General features: G+C 59.3%; 25 protein-coding genes. 15 read left to right on the plus strand and 10 right to left on the minus strand.

Annotated features, from left to right (window positions below; all coding sequences use genetic code 11):
- Window positions 1–43: 43 nt before the first annotated feature.
- Complete coding sequence (gene truB / locus SynBIOSE41_RS14310; protein WP_255475798.1) at window positions 44–946, minus strand: tRNA pseudouridine(55) synthase TruB; 903 nt, start codon at window positions 944–946, stop codon at window positions 44–46.
- Between the two features lie 81 nt (window positions 947–1,027).
- Here truB and SynBIOSE41_RS14315 point away from each other — a divergent pair, with 81 nt between their 5' ends.
- Complete coding sequence (locus tag SynBIOSE41_RS14315; RefSeq protein ID WP_186538479.1) at window positions 1,028–1,789, plus strand: bifunctional 2-polyprenyl-6-hydroxyphenol methylase/3-demethylubiquinol 3-O-methyltransferase UbiG; 762 nt, start codon at window positions 1,028–1,030, stop codon at window positions 1,787–1,789.
- A gap of 12 nt (window positions 1,790–1,801) precedes the next feature.
- Complete coding sequence (locus SynBIOSE41_RS14320; protein WP_186538480.1) at window positions 1,802–2,263, plus strand: DUF2127 domain-containing protein; 462 nt, start codon at window positions 1,802–1,804, stop codon at window positions 2,261–2,263.
- Between the two features lie 19 nt (window positions 2,264–2,282).
- Here SynBIOSE41_RS14320 and rpmA read toward each other — a convergent pair whose 3' ends face one another.
- A complete protein-coding gene (rpmA, locus tag SynBIOSE41_RS14325) occupies window positions 2,283–2,549 on the minus strand; it encodes a 50S ribosomal protein L27 (RefSeq protein WP_066911218.1) in 267 nt (88 codons plus the stop codon).
- A 51-nt stretch (window positions 2,550–2,600) separates the two neighbouring features.
- On the minus strand, window positions 2,601–2,975 hold the full coding sequence (rplU, locus tag SynBIOSE41_RS14330) for a 50S ribosomal protein L21 (RefSeq protein WP_186538481.1): 375 nt from the start codon (window positions 2,973–2,975) through the stop codon (window positions 2,601–2,603).
- A gap of 126 nt (window positions 2,976–3,101) precedes the next feature.
- Between rplU and SynBIOSE41_RS14335 the strand changes: the two genes are divergently transcribed.
- The 3 genes from SynBIOSE41_RS14335 to kaiC all read left to right on the plus strand — a co-directional run bounded on the left by SynBIOSE41_RS14335 (window position 3,102) and on the right by kaiC (window position 5,953).
- Window positions 3,102–3,992 carry a circadian clock protein KaiA gene (locus SynBIOSE41_RS14335; protein WP_186538482.1) on the plus strand — a complete coding sequence of 297 codons (891 nt, stop codon included), beginning with the start codon at window positions 3,102–3,104 and terminating at the stop codon, window positions 3,990–3,992.
- Window positions 3,989–4,348 (plus strand): circadian clock protein KaiB, encoded by a 360-nt coding sequence (gene kaiB, locus SynBIOSE41_RS14340; RefSeq protein WP_066911227.1) that lies wholly within the window; start codon window positions 3,989–3,991, stop codon window positions 4,346–4,348. The genes SynBIOSE41_RS14335 and kaiB overlap by 4 nt, the downstream gene beginning before the upstream one ends.
- A gap of 66 nt (window positions 4,349–4,414) precedes the next feature.
- The gene (gene kaiC, locus SynBIOSE41_RS14345) at window positions 4,415–5,953 is read left to right on the plus strand and encodes a circadian clock protein KaiC (RefSeq protein WP_186538483.1); all 1,539 of its coding nucleotides are present in this window, start codon (window positions 4,415–4,417) and stop codon (window positions 5,951–5,953) included.
- Here kaiC and SynBIOSE41_RS14350 read toward each other — a convergent pair whose 3' ends face one another.
- Both SynBIOSE41_RS14350 and purD read right to left on the minus strand, forming a co-directional pair.
- Window positions 5,954–8,047, minus strand: a complete 2,094-nt coding sequence (locus tag SynBIOSE41_RS14350) for an ATP-binding protein (protein ID WP_186538484.1) — start codon at window positions 8,045–8,047, stop codon at window positions 5,954–5,956.
- A 24-nt stretch (window positions 8,048–8,071) separates the two neighbouring features.
- Window positions 8,072–9,388, minus strand: coding sequence for a phosphoribosylamine--glycine ligase (purD, locus tag SynBIOSE41_RS14355; RefSeq protein WP_186538485.1), 1,317 nt, complete (start codon window positions 9,386–9,388; stop codon window positions 8,072–8,074).
- Window positions 9,389–9,489: 101 nt separating this feature from the next.
- Here purD and SynBIOSE41_RS14360 point away from each other — a divergent pair, with 101 nt between their 5' ends.
- From SynBIOSE41_RS14360 to SynBIOSE41_RS14400, 9 genes are all read left to right on the plus strand, one after another.
- On the plus strand, window positions 9,490–10,485 hold the full coding sequence (locus SynBIOSE41_RS14360) for a hypothetical protein (RefSeq protein WP_066911239.1): 996 nt from the start codon (window positions 9,490–9,492) through the stop codon (window positions 10,483–10,485).
- Complete coding sequence (purC, locus tag SynBIOSE41_RS14365) at window positions 10,482–11,234, plus strand: phosphoribosylaminoimidazolesuccinocarboxamide synthase (protein WP_066911242.1); 753 nt, start codon at window positions 10,482–10,484, stop codon at window positions 11,232–11,234. Before SynBIOSE41_RS14360 ends, purC begins: the two co-directional genes overlap by 4 nt.
- Window positions 11,235–11,279: 45 nt before the next feature.
- Window positions 11,280–13,613, plus strand: coding sequence for a BamA/TamA family outer membrane protein (locus SynBIOSE41_RS14370; RefSeq protein WP_186538486.1), 2,334 nt, complete (start codon window positions 11,280–11,282; stop codon window positions 13,611–13,613).
- Complete coding sequence (gene lpxC, locus SynBIOSE41_RS14375; RefSeq protein WP_066911248.1) at window positions 13,613–14,467, plus strand: UDP-3-O-acyl-N-acetylglucosamine deacetylase; 855 nt, start codon at window positions 13,613–13,615, stop codon at window positions 14,465–14,467. The genes SynBIOSE41_RS14370 and lpxC overlap by 1 nt, the downstream gene beginning before the upstream one ends.
- 42 nt (window positions 14,468–14,509) lie before the next feature.
- Window positions 14,510–14,938, plus strand: coding sequence for a 3-hydroxyacyl-ACP dehydratase FabZ (fabZ, locus tag SynBIOSE41_RS14380; RefSeq protein ID WP_066911304.1), 429 nt, complete (start codon window positions 14,510–14,512; stop codon window positions 14,936–14,938).
- Window positions 14,939–14,943: 5 nt separating this feature from the next.
- Window positions 14,944–15,795 carry an acyl-ACP--UDP-N-acetylglucosamine O-acyltransferase gene (gene lpxA, locus SynBIOSE41_RS14385; protein ID WP_186541270.1) on the plus strand — a complete coding sequence of 284 codons (852 nt, stop codon included), beginning with the start codon at window positions 14,944–14,946 and terminating at the stop codon, window positions 15,793–15,795.
- Window positions 15,795–16,973, plus strand: coding sequence for a lipid-A-disaccharide synthase (gene lpxB / locus SynBIOSE41_RS14390; RefSeq protein WP_186538488.1), 1,179 nt, complete (start codon window positions 15,795–15,797; stop codon window positions 16,971–16,973). The genes lpxA and lpxB overlap by 1 nt, the downstream gene beginning before the upstream one ends.
- A gap of 11 nt (window positions 16,974–16,984) precedes the next feature.
- A complete protein-coding gene (gene msrA, locus SynBIOSE41_RS14395; RefSeq protein ID WP_186541272.1) occupies window positions 16,985–17,605 on the plus strand; it encodes a peptide-methionine (S)-S-oxide reductase MsrA in 621 nt (206 codons plus the stop codon).
- A gap of 179 nt (window positions 17,606–17,784) precedes the next feature.
- Complete coding sequence (locus SynBIOSE41_RS14400) at window positions 17,785–17,961, plus strand: hypothetical protein (protein ID WP_186538490.1); 177 nt, start codon at window positions 17,785–17,787, stop codon at window positions 17,959–17,961.
- Between the two features lie 21 nt (window positions 17,962–17,982).
- Here the strand turns inward: SynBIOSE41_RS14400 and SynBIOSE41_RS14405 are convergent, their stop codons facing one another.
- Genes SynBIOSE41_RS14405 through SynBIOSE41_RS14425 form a run of 5 tightly spaced genes read right to left on the minus strand, consistent with a single transcriptional unit; the run spans window position 17,983 to window position 21,729 of the window.
- The gene (locus tag SynBIOSE41_RS14405) at window positions 17,983–18,240 is read right to left on the minus strand and encodes a hypothetical protein (protein WP_186538491.1); all 258 of its coding nucleotides are present in this window, start codon (window positions 18,238–18,240) and stop codon (window positions 17,983–17,985) included.
- A gap of 26 nt (window positions 18,241–18,266) precedes the next feature.
- The gene (locus tag SynBIOSE41_RS14410) at window positions 18,267–19,757 is read right to left on the minus strand and encodes a leucyl aminopeptidase (RefSeq protein WP_186538493.1); all 1,491 of its coding nucleotides are present in this window, start codon (window positions 19,755–19,757) and stop codon (window positions 18,267–18,269) included.
- 37 nt (window positions 19,758–19,794) lie between these two features.
- Window positions 19,795–20,382 carry a GIY-YIG nuclease family protein gene (locus SynBIOSE41_RS14415; RefSeq protein WP_186538495.1) on the minus strand — a complete coding sequence of 196 codons (588 nt, stop codon included), beginning with the start codon at window positions 20,380–20,382 and terminating at the stop codon, window positions 19,795–19,797.
- Between the two features lie 5 nt (window positions 20,383–20,387).
- On the minus strand, window positions 20,388–20,969 hold the full coding sequence (locus SynBIOSE41_RS14420; RefSeq protein ID WP_186538497.1) for a type II secretion system protein GspK: 582 nt from the start codon (window positions 20,967–20,969) through the stop codon (window positions 20,388–20,390).
- A gap of 34 nt (window positions 20,970–21,003) precedes the next feature.
- Window positions 21,004–21,729: a response regulator transcription factor gene (locus tag SynBIOSE41_RS14425; protein WP_186538498.1), complete on the minus strand. Its 726-nt coding sequence runs from the start codon at window positions 21,727–21,729 to the stop codon at window positions 21,004–21,006.
- A 124-nt stretch (window positions 21,730–21,853) separates the two neighbouring features.
- On the opposite strand from SynBIOSE41_RS14425, the gene SynBIOSE41_RS14430 reads away from it, so the two are divergent.
- Window positions 21,854–22,180 (plus strand): DUF1825 family protein, encoded by a 327-nt coding sequence (locus SynBIOSE41_RS14430; RefSeq protein WP_066911269.1) that lies wholly within the window; start codon window positions 21,854–21,856, stop codon window positions 22,178–22,180.
- Window positions 22,181–22,218 lie beyond the last annotated feature (38 nt).

Consider the following 22,218-nt stretch of genomic DNA (forward strand, 5'->3'; position numbering starts at 1 on the left):
TTCGGCGTCCGTTTGCTTACTGCAAAGTACTGAGCTCGCAGCATCACCCCCGCGCTTCAAACACCACCTTCGGTTTCAGACCATCCTCTCCATCGGGAACACCGAGGCCGAGCATGCGCCCTCCGTCACTGAGAACGACCACAGCATCAGCTGCGCCGCTGATGCCGGGGGCGATCCGGCGCCCACAGCTCCAGTCCAGTTGTTCGCTGGCACTGAGCAGGCGCTTCGGCAGATGAGGCAAGGCCAGCTCGGGGCGCATCAAGGTCATTTCCCCCTTGCCGACCTCGTCCGCCGCGGCAGGCAGAGCCACCGCTTGGTTGTCATGGAAGCCGAGGGCCTGGGTTCGCCGCAGGCTGGCCAGACAACCTCCACATCCGAGTGCTGCACCCAGATCTCTGGCAAGTGAACGGATGTAGGTGCCTGCTGAGCAATGCACCTCCACGCTCAAACGGGCTTGCGCTGCACTCCACCCCAGCAGTCGCAGTTGATGAATGGTCACAGGCCGTGCCGCAAGCTCCATCTGCTCGCCGCGACGGGCCCTGGCGTAAGCACGCTCACCATCCACGTGCACGGCTGAGACCTGAGGGGGCTGTTGGCTAATCGCGCCGAGGAACCGACTCAGTGCCTGGTCCAGCGTTTCTGAGCTCAGGTCTGGGACTGATTGTCTGGACAGTTCATCCCCCTGCAGGTCGTCGGTGTTGGTGGTGATCCCCAGCTGGATCACGCCTCGATAGGTTTTCTCACCAGGCAGGTAAGGCAACAACCTCGTCGCCTGTCCCACTGCGATCGGCAGGACACCGGTCACCGCGGGATCCAGAGTGCCGCCATGTCCAACTCTGCGGATGCCCAGCACTCGCCTGATGCGAGCGACGCAAGTGTGGGAGGTGATTCCAGCCGGCTTGTCGATCACGGCGAAGCCGATGGGCGCAGTCAATGTGCAAGCCATGTCCAGCTGTCGACTGTGGCACCCTGCCTTTGGCACCAGTGGGCTCGCACGTAGGTTTGCCCGATCGCGTCCTGATGGTCCATGCAGTCACTCAATGCCTCCGCTGGTGTGGACATTCAAGAGTTTCTCAACAGCGGCTTCTCAGTGAAGGAGCATCTCGCGTCTTACCTATCGCTCTCAGCAGCGGAAGTCGCCGAGCGACTGCCTCAGAGCACTGAGGATCTGGCAGCGATGCATCCGGGTGCTTTCGATCCTGAGCGAGCGGCTGATTTCTATGAGGACACGGTTGGCACGGGCCATCTGTTCGAATTGGCAGCCTGGCATCTCAGCAGTGCCGACTACATCGCAGACACTCTGCGGCTGCAGAAGCTTTTTGCTCATGGCGATGTGCTCGATTTCGGAGGCGGTATTGGAACGCATGCTCTGGCTGCAGCGGGTCTGGAGAGCGTTCGGCATGTCTGGTTTGTGGATCTCAATCCTCAGAACCGTGGATTTGTCCAGGACCGTGCTAATCGTCTGGGACTTGAGAAGCGTGTGAGTGTCCACCGCGATCTCGACAGTCTTCCCCGTCGGCGTTTCGACACGGTGGTGTGTCTTGATGTGCTTGAGCACCTTCCTGATCCCTCGAGGCAGTTGATGGAGTTTCACCAACGCCTCAATCCCGGCGGTCGGGCTCTACTCAACTGGTATTTCTTCAAGGGGCATGACGGTGAGTACCCCTTTCACTTCGATGACCCGCGGCTGGTGGAAGACTTTTTTCGCTGCTTGCAGAGCCGCTTCCTGGAGTTGTTTCATCCACTGCTGATCACAACCAGGGTCTACCGTCCGATTGAGGACAGCTGAGCTGAACGATCGATGGCCCAGATCTCAGGACAGGGTCGCTGGCTGATTCGTCTGATTGTGGTTAAGAAGCTCCTTCTGGCCGGAGTTCTCCTTGCGATCAGCCTGGCCGCTGTATTTGGGGATGTTCACTATGCCGAGCTGTCGGATTTCGCCGAAACCTGGGGGAAGGCGGACCGTCAATTTCTTTCTTCGCTGGCAGTGAAGGGAACTCTTTTGGGCCCGACACGTCTGATGCGTCTGGCTTTTGTTTCGGGGCTCTATGCCGCCTTGATCCTTGTGGCGGCCTGGGCCACATGGGTGGGTCGCCGCTGGGGCGAGTGGTTGCTTGTCGGAGTCCTCGGCCTCGCTCTGCCTCTGGAAGTCGTCGATGCCTTGCATGAACAAAGCCCCAGAACATGGATTGTTCTGGGGCTCACCGTGATTGGCCTTGTGTTGACAACCCGTATGGCACTGAGCTCAGAGCGGCGTCCTTGATCAGGAGACGTCGTGATGGTCAAACAGCAGCGGTGATGTTGATGCGCTTGCGATTGCGCAGTCCGCGTCGGATCGTCTCGAACTTCACCACGCCATCAGTCAGTGCAAAGAGAGTGTCGTCCTTGCCGTGACCAACATTGACTCCGGGCAGAACTGAAGTGCCGCGCTGACGGATCAGGATGGAGCCGGCGGTGACGGATTCTCCGCCGTAAGCCTTCACTCCGAGACGCTTGGAATTGGAGTCGCGGCCGTTACGGGTTGAACCTGTGCCTTTCTTATGAGCCATGGGGAGGGATGGAAGAGGAGGGAGAATGTTGGTTGAAATTGATCCGGATGATCAGCTGATGGGTTTGCCAGCGACGGAAATCGACTGAACCATGACTCTGGTCAGCTCCTGACGATGACCATTCTTGCGACGGGTCTTCTTTTTGGGGCGCATTTTGTAAACGATCACCTTGGGGCCGCGGCGGTGCGCCATCACCTTCAGCTCCACACTGGCGTCCTTCACATAAGGCTTGCCAAGAGTTGTGCCCTTGGAATCCTTCACGAGGAGAACGTTGTCGAGAGTTACGGTCGCGTCGACCTCAGCGTTCAGTCGGTCGAGGTCGTAGTAACGATTGGCCTGCAGCCAGAACTGCTGACCGGATGCCTCGACGATCGCGTAGGTGCCCGTTTCTTGAGCTGCAGAGGTTGTTGAGCTGGATTCGGCCATGTGCTGAGGGACGCGGTCAGGCTCGGACAAGCCGATTTGGCCTGAGCCGCAATCGAAAGACAAACAAAGATCCTCGGTCTTCCTGGCCCCTTTCGTCAAGATTCAGCTCAGGATCCTGTCGCGGTGATGGCTCGTCCGGCACTTACGATCGCTTTGCTGCTCAAGACGAGAGATCTCGTTGAGATCTGCTGCCAATGGCTGCCGGTGAATCGCTATGCACCCGTTGATCTCGGTGCCGTCGAGTCGGGTCAGGGTGTTGTTGAACTGCTCTCCCGCCAGCGTGAAGCGGTGGATGCCGTCGTGATTGAGCAGTGCCTGCTGGATGACAAGACCCGTGAAGCTCTCGGCAGTGAGGGTTTGTTGTTCCCCGCTGTGGTGGTGGGTGAGTTGATGGGGCGTGTGGATTACCACCCTGAAGAGGTCCATCTGCCTGGAGATCAGCTGGAGCAGCTGGGCTACAACGTTGATGCCTCCATTTCTCGCTTCCTGCGCCAGGGGCAGAAGGATGCCAGACCCGAAGACGGCGCTGAACAGAACGCCATGCCTTCCATGGATGGCAGTGCCTGGAAGCTGTCTAGTCGCCTGCAGGAGCGACTCGGGTATCTGGGCGTTTTCTACAAGCGAGACCCCTCCCGCTTTCTGGCCAACCTGCCTCCTGATGAGCAGCGGGACCTCGTTCAGTCACTTCAGCGCACCTATCGGGATCTGTTGATCAGCTACTTCAGGGATCCGGCTGCGGCTAACCAGGCACTGGAGAGTTTCGTGAACACAGCCTTCTTCGGGGATCTGCCGATCACCCGAGCTGTGGAGATCCACATGAATCTCATTGACGACTTCTGGAAGCAGCTCAGACTTGAAGGGCATAAAAACGATTTTCTTCAGGACTATCGCCTCGCTCTGCTCGATGTCATGGCTCACCTCTGCGAGATGTATCGACGTTCGATACCTGCTGAGGTCTCTCTGACACCCGCGGCCGGGGAACGTCGCGTTCTCACCGATCCGGAGGTGGCCCCATGAGCCCACGCAAGACTTACATCCTCAAGCTCTACGTGGCCGGCAACACGCCGAACTCCATGAGGGCGCTCAAGACTCTGCGCAACATCCTCGAGACGGAGTTCAAAGGCGTCTACGCCCTAAAAGTGATCGATGTGCTCAAAAATCCGCAGCTGGCGGAGGAGGACAAGATCCTCGCCACACCAACTCTCTCTAAAATCCTCCCCCCTCCGGTACGTCGGATCATCGGCGATCTGTCCGACCGTGAACGGGTGCTGATCGGACTGGACCTCCTCTACGACGAACTCACCGACAACAGTCTCACTTCATCGTTGATGGATGCGTTGGAAGAGGTGGAGTCAGCCGAATCAGATTCTTAAGCCTGCCCGTGCACCAGCAGGTGATGACTCGTTTTTTCCTTACCTTGCAGCCATAAGAGCGTCGTTATGCAGATTTCCAGCTCCAGTGGTTCTCCACAGATGCAGGTTCAGAAGCTTCCGACTGGGATCGAGGGTTTTGATGACGTCTGTCAGGGAGGCCTTCCCATCGGTCGCAGCACGCTGATCAGCGGTACCTCCGGTACCGGCAAAACAGTTTTTTCACTGCATTTCCTGCACAACGGCGTCGCCCACTTCGACGAACCGGGAATTTTTGTCACCTTCGAAGAATCGCCTCTCGACATCCTCCGCAATGCCGCCAGCTTCGGATGGAATCTGCAGGAAATGGTCGAACAGGACAAGTTGTTCATCCTTGATGCATCCCCCGATCCCGATGGTCAGGATGTGGCCGGAAGTTTCGACTTGTCCGGTCTGATCGAGCGGATCAATTACGCCATTCGCAAATACAAGGCGAAACGGGTGGCGATCGATTCAATTACTGCGGTATTTCAGCAGTACGACGCTGTGTTCGTTGTCCGTCGCGAGATCTTCCGGCTGATTGCTCGTCTCAAGGAAATCGGTGTCACCACCGTGATGACCACGGAGCGCATCGACGAATACGGTCCGATTGCTCGCTACGGCGTTGAAGAGTTCGTATCCGACAACGTGGTGATCCTGCGCAATGTGCTGGAGGGCGAACGCCGGCGGCGCACCGTGGAGATTCTCAAGCTGCGCGGTACCACGCACATGAAGGGAGAATTTCCATTCACGATGGGTGCACATGGGATCAGCATCTTTCCGCTCGGTGCCATGCAACTCACTCAGCGGTCTTCGAATGTGCGCATCAGTTCGGGCGTTCCCCGACTCGATGAGATGTGCGGCGGTGGTTTCTTCAAAGACTCGATCATCCTGGCCACCGGAGCCACGGGTACTGGCAAGACGCTGCTTGTCTCGAATTTCATCGAGGATGCTTGCCGCAACAAAGAACGCGCCATCCTGTTTGCCTACGAGGAATCGCGAGCCCAGCTGCTCCGCAACGGCACCAGCTGGGGTATTGATTTCGAACAGATGGAGCAGGACGGACTACTCAAGATCATCTGCGCCTATCCGGAATCGACTGGCCTCGAGGATCACCTGCAGATCATCAAGACGGAGATCAGTCAGTTCAAGCCTTCGCGGATGGCGATTGACTCCTTGTCCGCCTTGGCGCGCGGTGTCAGCCACAATGCCTTCCGTCAATTCGTGATCGGTGTGACCGGATATGCGAAACAGGAAGAAATCGCCGGTTTCTTCACGAACACCTCAGAGGAGTTCATGGGCAGCCATTCGATCACTGATTCCCATATCTCCACCATCACCGACACGATTTTGCTGTTGCAGTATGTGGAGATCCGTGGAGAAATGGCCCGTGCCGTCAATGTGTTCAAGATGCGTGGTTCCTGGCATGACAAGGGCATCCGTGAGTTCGTGATCACCGGCAACGGTCCGCAGATCAAGGATTCCTTCTCCAACTTTGAGCGGATCATCTCCGGGGTGCCCAATCGGGTCAGCAGTGATGAGCGCAGTGAGCTCTCGCGCATCGCCCGCGGCGTGGCTCCCGACGCCTGATCAGCTTTCTGTGTTCGGCGTCAAAGCAAGGCGTTCTTCGTCACTCTGGCGCTCAGCTCTCCACCTCAATTCCTCAGGATCTTCCTGAGCCAGCGGAAGCTCAAACCAGAATGTGGTGCCAACGTCAGGCTCACTGGCCATTGAGATCATGCTGCCGTGTTTTTCGAGGATGCCTCGAACGATCGACAGTCCTAGGCCAGTGCCGACCTCGGTGTGAACAGCATTCTCAACCCGGTAAAAGCGCTCAAAGATGCGTTGCTGGCTTTCTTCACTGATGCCATAGCCGGTGTCACAGACCTCAACCCGGATCTTCGGCAGTGGTGAACTCAGGATGCAGGTGGGCCCATCGTTGCTGTGGATTTCTGCTTCTGAAGGTGTCATCTGACAGCTGTCTGGCCAGGTGTAAGCCCTGACCGTTAATCGCCCGCCGCTGCGACTGAACTTCAGAGCATTGCCGATCAGATTGTCGAGCACCTGCAGGATCAGGTCCCAATTGCCTAGAACATCGGGGAGGTCGCGGTCGGCTTCCAGGCTCAGTTCAACCTGCTTGTCGCTTGCGTTGAGTTGATAGCTGCGCAGGGCTTGCTCCAGGCCAGGACGGAGATCGACCGGAGAAAACTGCACAACGCGATTGGATTCCAGCCTGGATAGATCGAGAACGTCGTTCACCAGGCGGGTGAGGCGATCTGTCTCTGAATTGGCGACTCCAAGAAATTCTTTTCGATCCTCTTCACTGAGCTGGTCTCCCATGTCGTGGAGAGTCTCCACGTAACTCTTGATGTTGAACAACGGTGTGCGCAGTTCGTGGGAGACGTTGCTGATGAAACGGCTCTGAGCGGCATTCAGCTCCACTTCCCTCGTCAGATCCTGGATGGTGACGGCGATACCCTTGAGGGTGTCGCCGCTTGGCTCGCGAACCGCCTGGATCACGAAACGCAGGGTCCTCGGTGGATCGCCAACACTGCTACGCAGCTCATTGGTGTCGGTTTGCTTGGAGAACACAGCATCGAGCGGTTCATGCAGTTCAACGGACAGCAGTTCCGGCAGCTCATTGAGAAAGTCCTGGCCTTCGAGATTGCGACCTTCCCAGCGGAACAAGCGTCGCGCCGTCGGGTTGACGAGCACGATTCGGCCATCACCATCTAGCAAGACCGCGCCGTCCGCCATGGTGGCGATCAGCGACGCCTGCTTGACCTGAGCAGCCTGTAATTCTTCGATGTTCGCGGCGTCATAGTCCTGCAGCTGAGAAGCCATGGCGTTGAAGCCATCCAACAGTTCTCCCAATTCGCCACCCATCGGCAGGCCGATGCGAGCACGGAAGTCACCATCACCAATGGATCGGACGCCTCTCAATAGCTCCTTGACCGGACGGGTGATGGTCAGTGCGTTGAAAACAGCGCCCAGAATCACCAGAACCCAGATGGAGATGAACACCGCCACCGTGACCTCACGGGTGAGGGCTGCGCTGGCCAGAGCGGTTTCATTGGGGTTCACACCCAGAGCCAATACGCCCAGGTAGTTGTTGTTCTCCACCAACGGCACGAACACATCCGTGACCTGACCCTGGGGAGTCATGTGCTGGCGGACCAGCGGATTCTGGGTGCGGTTGCGCAGTTCATCCGGCAGTTCCAGACGCCGGCTCAGGCGCAGATCCTCGTTGCTGGCGTCGTCACTGCCGCTGACGGGTATCCCCAGGTAGACAATGCCATCCGGATCAGCGAAAAAGATGTAGCGCAGACTTCTGCTCGAACGCCAGAAGGTCTCTGTGACGTTGGCGAGTTCGCGGTCCCGTCCTTCCGCCACCAGCTCGCTGACATTCCCGGCCAGCAGCAGGCCCAGATCCCTGGCATAACGCGTGTCATTCATTGCCGTGTCGCGCTGAATGCCGTTCAGCGCGAAGAAGGTGATGCCCGTCATCATTAGGCTCACCACAAGGGTTGCCACGGCCAGCAGTTTGGTCTGAAGGCTGAATTCGGCCCACCAGGAGCGAGCCTGCGGCCACAAACCTCTTGCGGTTGTTTCCTCAGCTCCGGCGCTTGGAGTTGCCCATTCCGCCGGGGCCTCTTTTTGAGCCGTGGCTGGATCGCTGGCCATTCCGCCGGAGCACATCAACCGAGACTAGGACCGGCGCACCTGATGACCGATGTCGCGGCGGAACTGCATCCCGTTGAAACGCACCAATTCGAGGCCTGCATAGGCGCTGGCGAAGGCCTGATCAAAGTCCGCCGCCTGGGCGACCTGGGTCAGAACTCTTCCGCCGGCAGTCTTCACCGTGCCATCGGCCTGACGACATGTGCCGGCATGAAACAGTTGCCGTTGCCTGTCGGGATCCGACTGCAGCTGGATCACATCCCCTTTGCGTGGAGTCTCGGGATAGCCCTCAGCGGCGGCGACAACACAAGCGCTGCACATGCTGGCAATCGACAGTTCGGGTGCCAGGTCTAAACACCCGAGGGCGCAGGCCTGCAGAACCGTTGCGAGTTCTGGACCCATCAAGGGCATCAGGGTCTGGCATTCAGGATCACCGAAGCGACAGTTGAATTCGATCACCTGTGGACCTTCCGGGGTCAGCATGAGGCCGGCATAGATCACGCCTCTGTACTGGATTCCCTGATCCCTCAGTGCTTGCAGGGTGGGTTCGAGCACAAGCTGCTGAACCCGCTGGAGTCCGGCTTCATCAAGCAACGGAGCGGGTGCATAGGCGCCCATGCCCCCGGTATTCGGTCCCCTGTCGCCCTCGAGCAACCTTTTGTGGTCTTGGGCTGGCGGCAGCAGCACCATGCGCTCGCCATCGCATAAGGCGAAAACAGACACTTCAGGACCTTGCAGGCGTTCCTCCAGAACCAGCCGTTCGCCTGCGGAGCCGAAGCGTCCGGCAAAGGCGTCACGGATCGCCGCTGCGGTTTCTTCGAATGTTTCGGCGACGGTGACTCCCTTGCCGGCAGCCAGGCCATCGGCTTTCACCACCAGTGGCCGTTGAAGCTGTTCCAGTAGCTCAAGCCCTTCGCTGACGCTGGCGACGGTCCAGTGGCCAGCGGTGGGGATTCCAGCTTCCCACATCAAAGCCTTGGCCCAGGCCTTGCTCGCCTCAAGCTGGGCTCCATCGGCGCTGGGGCCAAACACGGCCAGTCCTGCATCGCGCAAACGGTCGGCTAACCCAGCGGCAAGGGGGGCTTCTGGTCCGATCACAACGAGATCGATTGCTTGCTCCAGGCAGGCTTTGAGCAGGCCCTCGGCATCCTGTTCCCCAATCCCCAGCGACTTGCAGTCGTCGAGGTCGACGGTCCCTCCGTTTCCCGGAGTGACCCATACAGCCTCCACTCCTGGGCAGCGGCGTAAGGCCCAGGCCAGAGACTGTTCACGGCCACCACCGCCCACCACGAGCAGATGTCGGAGCGGTGGGAGGGGCTGAGGACGGGAGCTGGAATGGGCCATGGAGGCAAGCGTTTCGGGCGGAGGCCCTTAGGTTTGAACGTCGCTCCGCTGTTGTTGATGGCGGAGAGATCGTTCCATCTTTGTTGAACGCCTTCCGGCCCATGGGTTTGCTCCCCCTGCCTCTGACACTTCTTTTGGCGGTGGTGCCTGGCTCCGAAGCGCCAGGTTCCTCGGTGTCGCTCCAATCCTCAGGGCCCATGCTTCAGGAGTCCTTCGAGACCGTTCTGATCGAAGGAGGTATCCCTGAGTTGAAGTTGGCTTGCGAGGAGTCGGCCAGCTTTGGTCTCAATGAACGTCTCCAGTTGCTGCGTGATCGGCTCATGCTGGTTGCTCCTGCACCGCAGCGTTTTGATGTGGTGATGGCCAATGCCAGGGCTCTGATGTCCTGCAAGGCGCCGGACAGTGCCCAAGTGGTTCTCAGTCGCTATGGCCCCGGTCCCGGTCGCCGAAGGCGGGAATGGCTGCTGCTGTCCTGGCAGGCTGCCAGTGCGGCATTGGATCAGGAGCGCATTGTTCTGGCTCTGCTGCGTCTGGCGGAAGGAGACCTCACCAGGCTCGATGCTGAGCAGCTTGTCGTGGGTCTGGATGAGCAAGGACTGCCCTTAACTCGCTCAGCTCTTGACCTTCTGGCAGAAGCGCAGATCGCCTCCGGGCAGCCCGAGCAGGCTGTGATCACCCTGCTTGCGGGCCGAACGCCAGGTGTGATCGCAGCACGTCGTCTTGGTCTCGCTGCAGAGCTGCTGGATGTGATGGAGTCCGAACGCAGTGTGTCTCTGATCGAGGCGGCTCTCGATCAGGCCGCGGCGGAGCAGGCCTGGAACCAGGCGGAGGACTTGCTGCGGCTGCAGCTGCGTCTGGAGCTTGCCAGCGGCGGCAGCGGTGAACGTCCCCGCGAACGCTTGCAGCGACTGGCAACCAGGCTGGATGATCGCTTCACACTGCTGGATCTCGATCAGGATCTGCCGGGAGGGTCGCTGGAGCAACAACAGCAACTTCAGCAGGAACTGCGCTCGCCAAGGGCACCGGGTGGCCATGCCGCGCTGGGAGAATCACCAGCACCTGAAGCCGGCGCGACCGGCGTCAACGAGCAGCCATGACCATTTCTCACGGCGACCTTCTTTACGAAGGCAAAGCCAAGCGCATTTATGCAGGCTCAAGCGACCAGCAGGTGCTGGTGGAGTTCAAGAACGACGCCACTGCATTCAACGCTCAGAAGAAGGCTCAGCTGGATGACAAGGGGCGTCTCAACTGCCTGATCTCAGCCTGTCTGTTCGAGTTGCTGGAGCGAGAGGGAATCCCCACGCATTACTGCGGAATCGCTGAGGAAACCTGGATGCTTGTCCAGCGCGTCGAGGTGATTCCAGTTGAGGTTGTGTTGCGCAACATCGCCACCGGATCGCTCTGTCGCGAGACGCCGATCGCCCAGGGCACAGCACTTGAACCGGCTCTGCTTGACCTCTATTACAAAGATGACGGCCTGGGTGATCCGTTGCTGACGGATGCACGCCTGGAACTTTTGGGTCTGGTCTCCAGAGAGCTGCGGGGGCGGATCGAGTCATTGGCCAGGAAGGTGAATTCCGTGCTGATTCCTTTTTTCAGGAGTGTCGACCTGCAGCTGGTTGATTTCAAGCTGGAGCTTGGACTGAATGCCACAGGTGAGCTGCTTGTTGCTGATGAGATCAGTCCTGACACGTGTCGACTCTGGGATCTGTCCTGCATGGATGCGGAGAAACGCATTCTCGACAAGGACCGCTTCCGGAAGGATTTGGGCGGTGTGATCGAGGCCTACGGGGAGGTCTGCAAACGGGTACAAGGGGCCTGCCCGACACCCCGCAACTGCAGTTAAGTTCACCGACGTTTGTGGCCGGCACGGCCGACTTCCGTCTCCCCAATGGTCGCTTTCTCCTCCAGCCGAACCAAGAACGCCGTTCGGCGAGGTGCCGTGGGATTTGCCCTCGCCCTTCCATTGATCAGCGGCCTGCCGGGGCAAGCCCAGGCTGAGCCTGATGGGACTGAGATCGAAGCTGCTCAGGCTGAAGAGATCCAGGTGGATGTTGAAGCAGAAGCAGTTGAGGCAGAGGGCGTTGAGGCAGAAGCAGTCGAGGCAGAGGGTGTTGAGGCAGAGCTGACCGAGGAGCAGATCGACGTTGAGCAGATCGAGGTCACCCCTGCCCCGGCCGCAACTCCCGTTGCCGAGCCGATTGACGAGGGGCCACAACAGCCCAGGGTGTTGATCACTGAGGTGATCATTGAGGGCATCGATGGACATCCAGAGCAGGAACGTCTCGAGCTCGCGGCCTATGACGCCATGCGTGTGCGCCCTGGCAGCAGGGTGACGAGAGAGGAACTGAAGCTTGATCTCGATGCGATCTACGCCACGGGATGGTTCTCAGACGTGCGAATTGAGCCGATCAACGGTCCGCTGGGTGTGCAACTGGCGGTGCAGGTGGTTCCCAACCCGGTGATGACCCAGGTTGTTCTTGAGCCTGAAGACAACAAGATCGAACCTCAGGTGATTGAGGACACCTTCAGTTCCGATTACGGCCGCACGCTCAACCTCAATGAGCTGCAGCTGCGCATGAAAGAGCTGCAGAAGTGGTACGCCGATCAGGGTTATTCACTGGCCCGTGTTAGCGGACCCACCAGGGTGAGTCCTGATGGGGTGGTGCAGCTGAAGGTGCTGATCGGCACCGTGGCCGGTGTCGAGGTCAAATTCATCAACAAGGAAGGGGAGGACACCAATGAGAAAGGAGAGCCGATCAAGGGCAAGACCAAGCCGTGGGTGGTGAGCAGGGAAATCTCCATCAAGCCCGGGGAACCTTTCAACCGCACCCAGCTTGAGAGCGACATCCGTCGTTTGTATGGCACATCGCTGTTCAGTGATGTGAAGGTGACCTTGCAGCCTGTCACTGGTGAGCCAGGCTTCATCACCATCGTTCTGGGCATCGTCGAGCAGTCCACTGGCTCGCTCTCAGGTGGTCTCGGCTACAGCCAGAGTCAGGGTGTCTTTGGCCAGCTCCAGCTTTCCGACAGCAATCTGTTCGGTCGTGCCTGGGACCTGGCACTGAACTTCACCTACGGTCAGTTCGGTGGACTTGCGAACCTCACGTTCTCCGATCCCTGGATTAAAGGAGACAACCATCGCACCTCCTTCCGGACCTCCTTCTTCCTTAGCCGGGAAGTTCCTCAGGTCTTCCAAAGTCAGGACGATGGAGATATTGTTGCTCTGAATGATTACTTTGATAACGACTCATCTAAGACCTATTCCATTAGCTCCAGCAATAATCCCGCTGGAAGCAAATTTGATAATGTTGATGAGGCAAATGATGAGTTTTCTGATACCAGCTGGTTTGATTTTGAGGGCGATTCAATCGCTTTGGAGCGTATTGGCGGAAATGTGATTTTTGCTCGTCCGCTCAATGGCGGCGATCCTTTCAAGAAGGTGCCCTGGCAGGTATTGGCTGGACTGAATCTTCAGGCTGTCCGTCCCATCAACTATGCGGGTGAGACAAGGCCTTACGGCATCGCCAGCAGAAGAATCAAAAACGATCGTGTCAACAAGGATGAGGTGATTTGTACCGCCTTCAATTGCGCTGATCAGAACACGCTCGCCAGTATTCGGGTCGCAACCACTTACAGCACACTGAATGATGGTCGGAATCCGACCTCAGGTAATTTCTTCAGTTTCGGTACGGAACAATATCTCTCTGTTGGAGAGAACTCTCCGACCTTCAACCGCATCCGCACCAGCTACACCCATTTCATTCCTGTCAAGTGGCTGAAGATCGCCAAGGGCTGTCGCCCCAAGGAGGGTGAACCGGAGAATTGTCCTCAGGCTCTGGCCTTCCAGATCAAGGCAGGCACCGTGATCGGTCAGTTGCCCCCTTATGAAGCCTTCTGTCTGGGTGGATCTAACTCGGTTCGCGGCTGGTTCGACTGTGATCTGGCTGTCGGGCGCAGTTTCGGCGAAGCAACCATTGAGTACCGCTTCCCTATCTTCAGCATCTTCCAGGGCGAAGTGTTCATCGATGCAGGTACCGATTTCGGATCCCAGGCCAATGTCCCCGGCAAACCAGGTGAGCTGCTCGACAAACCAGGTTCGGGTGTCTCTCCAGGTATTGGTGTGATCGTCACCACACCTGTAGGACCTCTGCGTCTGGAGGTGGCCAGCCAAAACTTCACGGGAGAGTACCGCTTCAATCTGGGCGTCGGCTGGAAGTTCTGATGGTCCTGTGGCCTCATGATTACGACGGAGCCTGGACCCTTGAGGGTCCGGCCCGACGCAGCGGCATTGGCCTGCACAGCGGTGAAGAGGTCTCAGTCACCCTGCAGCCTTCGACCCAGCCGGGCGTCTGGGTGAGCTGGCCAACAAACGGCGGCGACCCGCTCAGACTGGAGCCTTCCCAGGTGCGTGACAGCCCGCTGTGCACCACTCTCGAGCTGGGTGACCGAAAGCTCGCCACGGTGGAACATCTGCTTGCTGCTATCGCCGGGTGCGGTCTCACCCATGTGCATCTCGAAGTTGAAGGCAGGGAGATTCCTCTTTTGGATGGCTCCTCCCAGGGATGGGTGGAAGCCATCGCCGAGGCAGGCCTTGCCCCGGCATCAACACCTGCTCCGGCTAGGCCGCAGCTGCGGCAGCCGATCGCTCTGCATCGCGGCAGCAGTGTGATCACCGCCACGCCAGCTGAGCAGTTCACGCTGGTGGGCGTGATTGATTTCCCCCAGCCGGCCATCGGTCGTCAGCAATGTGCACTGGCACTGACGCCGGACAGTTTCGTGGCGGAGATCGCTCCGGCTCGCACCTTCGGCTTCCGTGAGCAGGTGGATCAACTGCGTGCAGCGGGGCTGATTCAGGGTGGTGCCCTTGATAACGCTCTGGTCTGTGATGGCGACCACTGGCTGAATCCACCCCTGCGCTATCCCGATGAACCGGTGCGCCATAAGCTTCTTGACCTGATCGGTGATCTGGCGCTTGTGGGTTTTCCGCGGGCGCAGGTGCTGGTCTACCGCGGCTCCCATGGTCTGCACACCGACCTGGCAGCGGCCCTGGCCGATCGATCCAATGCTCAGCCCTGAACCGATTTGACTTCCTCCTCCGCCACCGCCGCAGCCCAGCCTCTGCTCACTGCGGAGCAGATCATGGGACTGCTTCCCCACCGCTATCCCTTTGCGCTTGTGGATCGTGTTCTGGAGCATGTGCCCGGTGAAAAAGCTGTGGCCATCAAGAACATCACCCTCAATGAGCCTCAGTTCCAGGGCCATTTCCCTGGACGTCCGTTAATGCCTGGAGTGTTGATCGTGGAGGCCATGGCGCAGGTGGGTGGTCTGATCGTCACCCAGATGCCCGATCTTCCCAAAGGTCTTTTTGTTTTTGCCGGTATCGATGGCGTGCGCTTCCGCCGTCCGGTGATCCCCGGTGACCAGCTGCTGATCACCTGCGAGCTGCTGAGTCTCAAACGCAAGCGGTTTGGCAAGGTGAAGGCTGAGGCCACGGTGGATGGTCAACTGGTCTGCTCCGGGGAGCTCATGTTCTCGCTGGTTGACTGACCATGATGAGTGAACAGCGATCCCCCGCCGTGACTGCTGAGGACCGTCCTCCCCAGATTCATCCGCTTGCGGCAGTCGATTCCCGGGCCGAGCTTGCCACTGGTGTGGTGATTGGCCCTGGTGCCGTTGTGGGTCCTGATGTTCGCATTGGCCCTCATACCTGGGTCGGGCCCCACGCGGTGCTGGACGGTCGACTCATCATTGGCGAACACAACAAGATTTTTCCGGGTGCCTGCCTCGGGCTCGAGCCTCAGGATCTCAAGTACAAAGGCGCTCCGACAGAGGTGGTGATCGGCAATCACAACACCATCCGTGAATGCGTCACGATCAACCGGGCCACCGATGAGGGAGAGCAGACCCGCATCGGCGACCACAACCTGTTAATGGCCTACTGCCATCTGGGGCACAACTGTCTTCTGGGCAACGGCATCGTGATGTCCAACAGCATCCAGGTTGCCGGGCATGTTCTGATCGAGGACAAGGCAGTGATAGGTGGATGCCTGGGGATTCACCAGTTCGTTCAGATCGGCGGAATGGCCATGGTTGGAGGCATGACAAGGGTGGACCGGGATGTGCCTCCCTACTGCCTCGTTGAGGGCCACCCCGGAAGGGTGCGAGGCCTCAATCGCGTGGGTCTGCGCAGGCGGGGCCTTGATCGCAAGGATCAGGGGCAGGAAATCAAGCAGCTTCAGGACATCTGGTCGCTGCTCTATCGCTCGGACCATGTGATTGCTGAAGGTCTGCGTCTTGCTCGTGAGCAGCCCCTGATGCCTCTGGCCGATCATCTCTGCTCTTTCCTCGAGGGATCGATCAGTCAGGGAAGGCGTGGCCCCATGCCTGCTGTCGGTGGTCGCTGATGGTGCGTGTGCTGATCAGCACCGGTGAGGTGTCTGGTGATCTTCAGGGAAGTCTTCTGGTGCAGGCCTTGCATCGGCAGGCTCGTTTGAGGAGCCTTGATCTTGAGGTGCTGGCCCTGGGGGGACCACGCATGCATGCAGCTGGCGCGGAACTTCTTGCCGATACGGCTCCACTGGGCTCGATCGGTCTTCTGGAGCACCTTCCACAGGTTGTCCCCACCTTGAAGCTGCAGTCGAGGGTCAACAGGGAACTCAGTGCTCGGCCCCCTGATGCAGTGGTGCTGATTGACTACATGGGCGCCAATGTGCGTCTCGGCAAGCGTCTGCGCCGCAAGTTGCCGCAGGTTCCCATTACCTACTACATCGCTCCTCAGGAATGGGCATGGCGCATGAATGACAAAGGCACAAGCAGCCTTCTGTCCTTCACTGATCGCATTCTTGCGATCTTCCCGGAGGAAGCATCCTTCTATGCATCCCATGGTGCGCAGGTCACCTGGGTTGGCCATCCTCTGCTCGATCTTGCTGGCCGCAATCCTGACCGTGCTGAAGCCTGTCGCCAGCTCGGCCTTGATCCGAAGGAACGCTTGCTGCTGCTGATGCCTGCATCCAGGCCGCAGGAGTTGCGCTATCTGATGCCCGTGCTCGCGGAGGTGGCGGCACGTCTGCAGGCAAGAGATCCGAAGCTGATGGTGATGGTGCCGGCAGGTCTCAGTCGTTTTGAGCGTGAACTTCAGGAGGCGCTTGAAGCCGCCGATGTGCGTGGACGGGTCATTCCAGCCGCCGATGCTGATGCCCTCAAACCGTCACTGTTCAGCGCAGCGGATCTCGCCCTCGGCAAGTCGGGAACTGTCAATCTTGAGCTGGCCCTTCAGGGAGTCCCTCAGGTGGTCGGATACCGGGTGAGCCGCATGACGGCCTGGGTCGCACGCCATCTGCTTCGCTTCCATGTGGATCACATTTCGCCAGTGAATCTGCTGCTCAAGGAGCGCTTAGTCCCTGAATTTTTGCAGGAAGACTTCAGTGCCGACCAGTTGATTGCTCAGGCCATTCCTTTGTTGGAGAGCACTGATGAGCGCCAACGGATGTTGATTGGCTATGAACGTCTGCGCCAAACGCTGGGGGAACCGGGAGTGACCGATCGCGCCGCTGCCGCAATCCTTGATCAGCTGTCGACCTGAGTTCACCTGTGATCCGCATCTTGTTATCCCTGTTGGTGGGAGCTTTGCTCCTGATTTCACCCGCCTCAGTGCTTGCCGAGCAACAGAGCGCCGTGTTGGCTGGAGGCTGTTTCTGGTGCATGGAGAGTGATCTAGAGAAACTTCCTGGTGTGATCTCTGTGGAAAGCGGCTACAGCGGCGGCAGCGTGTCCAATCCGACCTACAACCAGGTGAGTGCTGAAACCACTGGGCATCAGGAGGTGGTGGAAGTGCTGTTTGACTCGACCAGGATCAGTTACCCCAGGCTTCTTCAGTCGTATTGGCGCAACGTGGATCCCTTCGATGGTGAGGGTCAGTTCTGTGATCGCGGAGACTCCTACCGACCCGTGATCTTCACCAGCGGTGATCGACAGAACAGCGAGGCTCTCGCCAGTCAGTCAGAGGCGGCCAGGGAACTTGGAGTGTCTCAATCCGCTCTCAAGGTGGAGATCAAACCTCTTGAAAAGTTCTGGCCTGCTGAGGATTACCACCAGAATTTCGCCGAATTGAATTCAGTCAAATACAAGTATTACCGCTGGGCCTGCGGAAGGGATAAGCGCCTCGATCAGGTCTGGGGTGACCAAGCTCGCACCGGTGATTCCTGGACGAAGTAGGTGTTTGTAGAGACCAGAACTCAGCAACTCCTGGTGGTTTGATTGCGAGAATCTGAGGAAATTCTGTAGCGGTCGTTGCGCTCTGAATCAGCCACTTCGCAGTGAAGGTGCGGGTTTTACGCCATCGACGACACAGTTTGGATTGCGTACCATTCTGCAGTGAGTTGTGAAAGGTCTGTATGTATCTGCTGATCATCAAAGACGGTCTTGTGACGCGTCATGTTGGTCCGTATCCATCTCCGAAGCAGGCCTCTGATGACTTGGAGCGAGTCATGGCCAGTTGCTCGGAGAGGGCACGCTGGCAGATTCATGCTCTCGAGAATCCCCATTCCCTCTCCATGGTCGTCGCGTCCTGACTGGGGTTCCGTTCTATATCGTCAGGGATTCTGTATGTCTGTGGCGTTTGGTCTACGTCCGGGATAACCCCGTAGCAGCCCCGATTCGATCATCAGCCCCACGCCCGCATTGATCACGATCAGGCTGAGTGTCCCGTACCACCACCATGGACCGCCATCACTTCCAGCCAGCTGAAGTGTCCTGCGGCTGACGGCCTCCCCGAACAGGCAGAGGCCGGCAGGTAACAGCAGAACGCCCAGCTGGGCGCGTACATACCAGCGAAAGGGGCTGGAGGCCATGCAGCTTGCTTCGTTGAGATTGAAATTTAGGCCTCGACGGTTGAGGACTGCTTCAACACCCAGTTCACCAGCGTGCGCACGCCGTAGCCCGTGGCACCTGAGGGATTCAGTCCGCGGCCCTTGTCGCTCCAGACCGTGCCTGCGATGTCGATGTGGGCCCAGGGAATGCCGGCATCCACGAACTCCTTGAGGAACAGTGCGGCCGTGATCGATCCACCGGGGCGGGGTCCGGTGTTCTTCATGTCGGCCAGCAGCGATTTGAGGCCTTTGCGGTAGGAGCTGTGAAGCGGCATGCGCCAGAGGCCCTCTCCGGCGTTGTTTGCAGCGGTTTCCAGATCACTCGAGAGCGCATCATCCGGGGTCCAGAGTCCGGCGATCTCATCGCCTAAGGCAACCACACAAGCTCCGGTGAGCGTCGCCAGATCCACGATCGCATCGGGTTTGAGCTTGGAGGCGTACACCAGGGCATCAGCGAGGGTGAGTCTGCCCTCCGCATCGGTGTTGTTGATCTCGATCGTGGTGCCGTTGGACGCGGTGACGATGTCGCCGGGATGAACCGCGGAGCCGTTGATCATGTTTTCGCACGCGGCCACAAGCATGTGCACCTCCACTCCCGCTGGGCGTAGTTCAGCGATGCTGCGCATGGCTCCAAAGACAGCAGCGCTGCCGCCCATGTCGAACTTCATCATGTCGATCTGGGCAGCCCCGACCTTGAGGTTGTAGCCGCCGGAATCAAATGTGAGCCCCTTGCCCACCAGAATGAGGCGCTTCTTGGCTACGCCGCTGGGGCGATAGGTCAGGTGGATGAATTTGGGATCCATGTCAGAGCCCTGGCAGACCGAGAGGTAAGAGCCCATACCGCGCTCCTCGCAGTCGGCACGTTCGAGCACGGTGAGGTCAAGTCCGTGCTCGTGGGCGAGGGTTGCCGCGGTTCGGGCCAGTTCCTCCGGGGTGACGCTGTTCGGTGGCGCCGCCACCAGCTCCCTGGCCAGCTCCACCCCGGCGCAGACCGGGTGAACTGTTTCCAGCGTCTGGTTCAGGCCCCCTGGCCATTGGCCCAGCAGCTCAAGCTGTTCAGGTCTCAGGCTCGGTTCGGGCTTGCTGCGAAAGCGCAGGTCGCTGTAAAGAGCCAGTCGTACAGCTTCAGCAGCGGCAGTGGCATCGCCGATGGGGTCTTCGGATCCCATCGGCAGCATCAGGCCGAGAGAGCCACTCTGGCCTTGTGCGGCACGGGCGGCGGCGGCGGCGGCCATGCGCAGGCTGTCCCGATCCACAGAGTCGGGATCCCCCAGCCCCAGCAGCACCAGGGTCGTGCAGTCGCTTCGCAGCAGTTGAAGGCTGGCCAGATCACCGCTCTTGCCTGTGAAGGGCTTCTGCTTCAGCCATTCCGACAGCTGAATGTTGAAGCGTTGTTCCATCGCCTCCACCAGACCTTGGGGGTCGTCCTGAGGAATGCCAAGCGCAAGAACGGAACCACTCCAGGCCTCAGGGGTGGCCGGAGAGAGGGAGATTTTCATGGAGAGCCGTTGCCTGAACCGATGCTAGGAGCTGTGCTCAGGCGGCTTGAAACGGCGTGGCCCATCGCTCGCGCGATTCTTTGTTGAACGGTGGCTGCCAGCGTCGGATCAGGGTCTGTTCCAGCTTTCGTCGAGCCCGGGTGGCCCTGGGTACATCGCCCCAGAAACGGATGCTGGTTCTGCAGCTCAGGCCGCAGTCCACGCAGGCCTCTTGATAAGCCGCAAGGTAGGCCTTGCAATCATGCTCTCCCTTCCAGCGCCGATCGGCCGCCATGGTCTCTCCGATGTAAAGCAGGATCGGGTGTTCCAGATCTGCGGGACGGTCCATGACCCAGTACAGCGCCGCCCCCTGATGGGGGCTCTGCGGCCATCGCCAGAAACTCAGCGGGAGTGGTTTGAGTGACAAGGGTTGAATCCCTGAAGCTGGATCGTCATGGCCGCTGAACAGGCTGCCCTGCTCCTGACTTCGGCCGTCCGCCTGAAACAGAGGGCTCTGGAAGCTGTGGATGCGCTGCTGCCAGCTTTGGAGCTGCTGCCTATTCAGTGGCAACTCCGCAGGGTTGTTGTCCTGACCGGCAGGTGTCGCCTGTTCGAAAAGGTTCCCCTGGCGAGGAGAGGCAGGCATCGCGATCAACCTCGTGGCGGCAGGCTTGGGCCTGCAGGTCTGGAGCCGAAACGAACACGCCCGATCAGAGCTTCCACAGTTGCCGGGGGCAGGCAGAGCCGCTCCTGTAGATCCGCGAGGTTCTGAAACGGTTCGCGCCGCCGTTCTGCGAGCAGGCGTTCCACCCGGTCATCGGGCCACGGGAGGGTTGTGGCCAGCAGGGTAGGGCTGGCGGCATTCAGATCGAGCGGTGCCTGCTCCGGTAACTGCGGGGCATCCCCGTGCCAGCGGAAAACCAGATGGGGTCTCCACTGCTCGCAGAGATTTTCCGAGATGTCGAGCAGCTGAGCCAGATCCTCCATCTGGCTGAACTGAACCCCGCCCTGCTGAAGGCGCAGCAACTGATCCACCATGATTTCGCTGCAGCCCGGCAGCTGGCGCCACTGCTCTGCGCTGGCTCTGTTCACGTCGATGCACCAACTCGGAGCGACCGTTGTTTCTTCTGCAGGCCAGGGTCTGGGGTCCACGCGCACTGGATCCCTGGGCAGGTCACCCATGGCCTGGAGCACCTTGCGGGCCAGTGGATCGAGCCAATGCCGGCGAGCCATCGCCGCGTTTCTCCCTTGCAGCCTGGCCAGGACCCTAGGTCCAGCGCGGCGGCCTGGTGGGAACCTGCACCAGCCCCTCACGAAATGCTGTGACAACAGCCATGGTTCGGTCTCTGGCCGGCAACTTGCGCAGTAGGCTGCCGACATGACTTTTCACGGTGTCAATCGACACCACCAAAGCGTCGGCGATCTCCTGATTGGTCATGCCTCGGCAGAGGCCGCGCAGCACGTCCTCTTCGCGCATGGTGAGTTCCTGCAGTGGCACCTGATCGCCGCTGCAGCTCAGCCTGCTGTGGTGCAACACGCCACTGATCAGTGGATCGAGGTACTGCCCGTCGGTGTCGATGGCCGTGAGAGCTGCCGCCACCGTGCCGGTTCCGGTGGCCTGAGCCGAGCAGATTCCATGGCAGCGGGCATCGATGGCATCCAGGATCGTGCGCGGGATGGGACGCTGAAGCAGCATCAACACCTTGATGTCGGGGTTGTGGTCCCTAGCCCGGCGCACGAGGCTGGTGCCACTGCCGCTCTCGAGGGTGTCCGTGCAGAGCAACAGGTTGGCAGCGCTGTTTTGAAGGCTCAGCAGGCAGTCATCTTCGCTGGTGCAGGCAGCCACCAAAGGTCCCTGTCCTTCGAACCAGGCTGTCCAGCTGCTGAGCAGAACAAGGTCGGCGCTAGCAATGGCGGTGCGACTGCGCTTGAGCAGGCTGTGACCCTGGCGGGACCGTTGCTGAAGAGAGGGGATCCGTTCGCTGAGATCCAAGGAAGGGAGAGGCTCGGGGCCATTGACGCTGACCCATTCATGTTGACGTGAATCGGGGGGCGTGGATCCGCACTGTTATGGGGAGCTCAAATTGTCCAGAATTGCTCAAGTTGATGGGTGGGCCATGGCGTTCTTCGACTCCGAGATCGTTCAGGAGGAAGCCAAGCGTCTGTTCGGCGACTATCAGCAGTTGATGCAGCTGGGGTCGGATTACGGCAAGTTTGACCGCGAGGGCAAAAAGAAGTTCATCGACACGATGGAGGAGCTCATGGAGCGATACCGCGTGTTCATGAAGCGCTTTGAGCTGTCGGAAGATTTCCAGGCCAAGCTCACTGTGGAGCAGCTGCGAAGCCAGCTGGGTCAGTTTGGGATTACCCCAGAGCAGATGTTTGAGCAGATGCAAGGCACACTGGAACGGATGAAAAGTCAGCTGGACCAGCCGCCCAGTTGAAGCGGCCCGTACGATTCAGCCCGCAATCGCTCCGCCTA

It is taken from the genome of Synechococcus sp. BIOS-E4-1 (assembly GCF_014279995.1).
Lineage (GTDB): Bacteria > Cyanobacteriota > Cyanobacteriia > PCC-6307 > Cyanobiaceae > Synechococcus_C.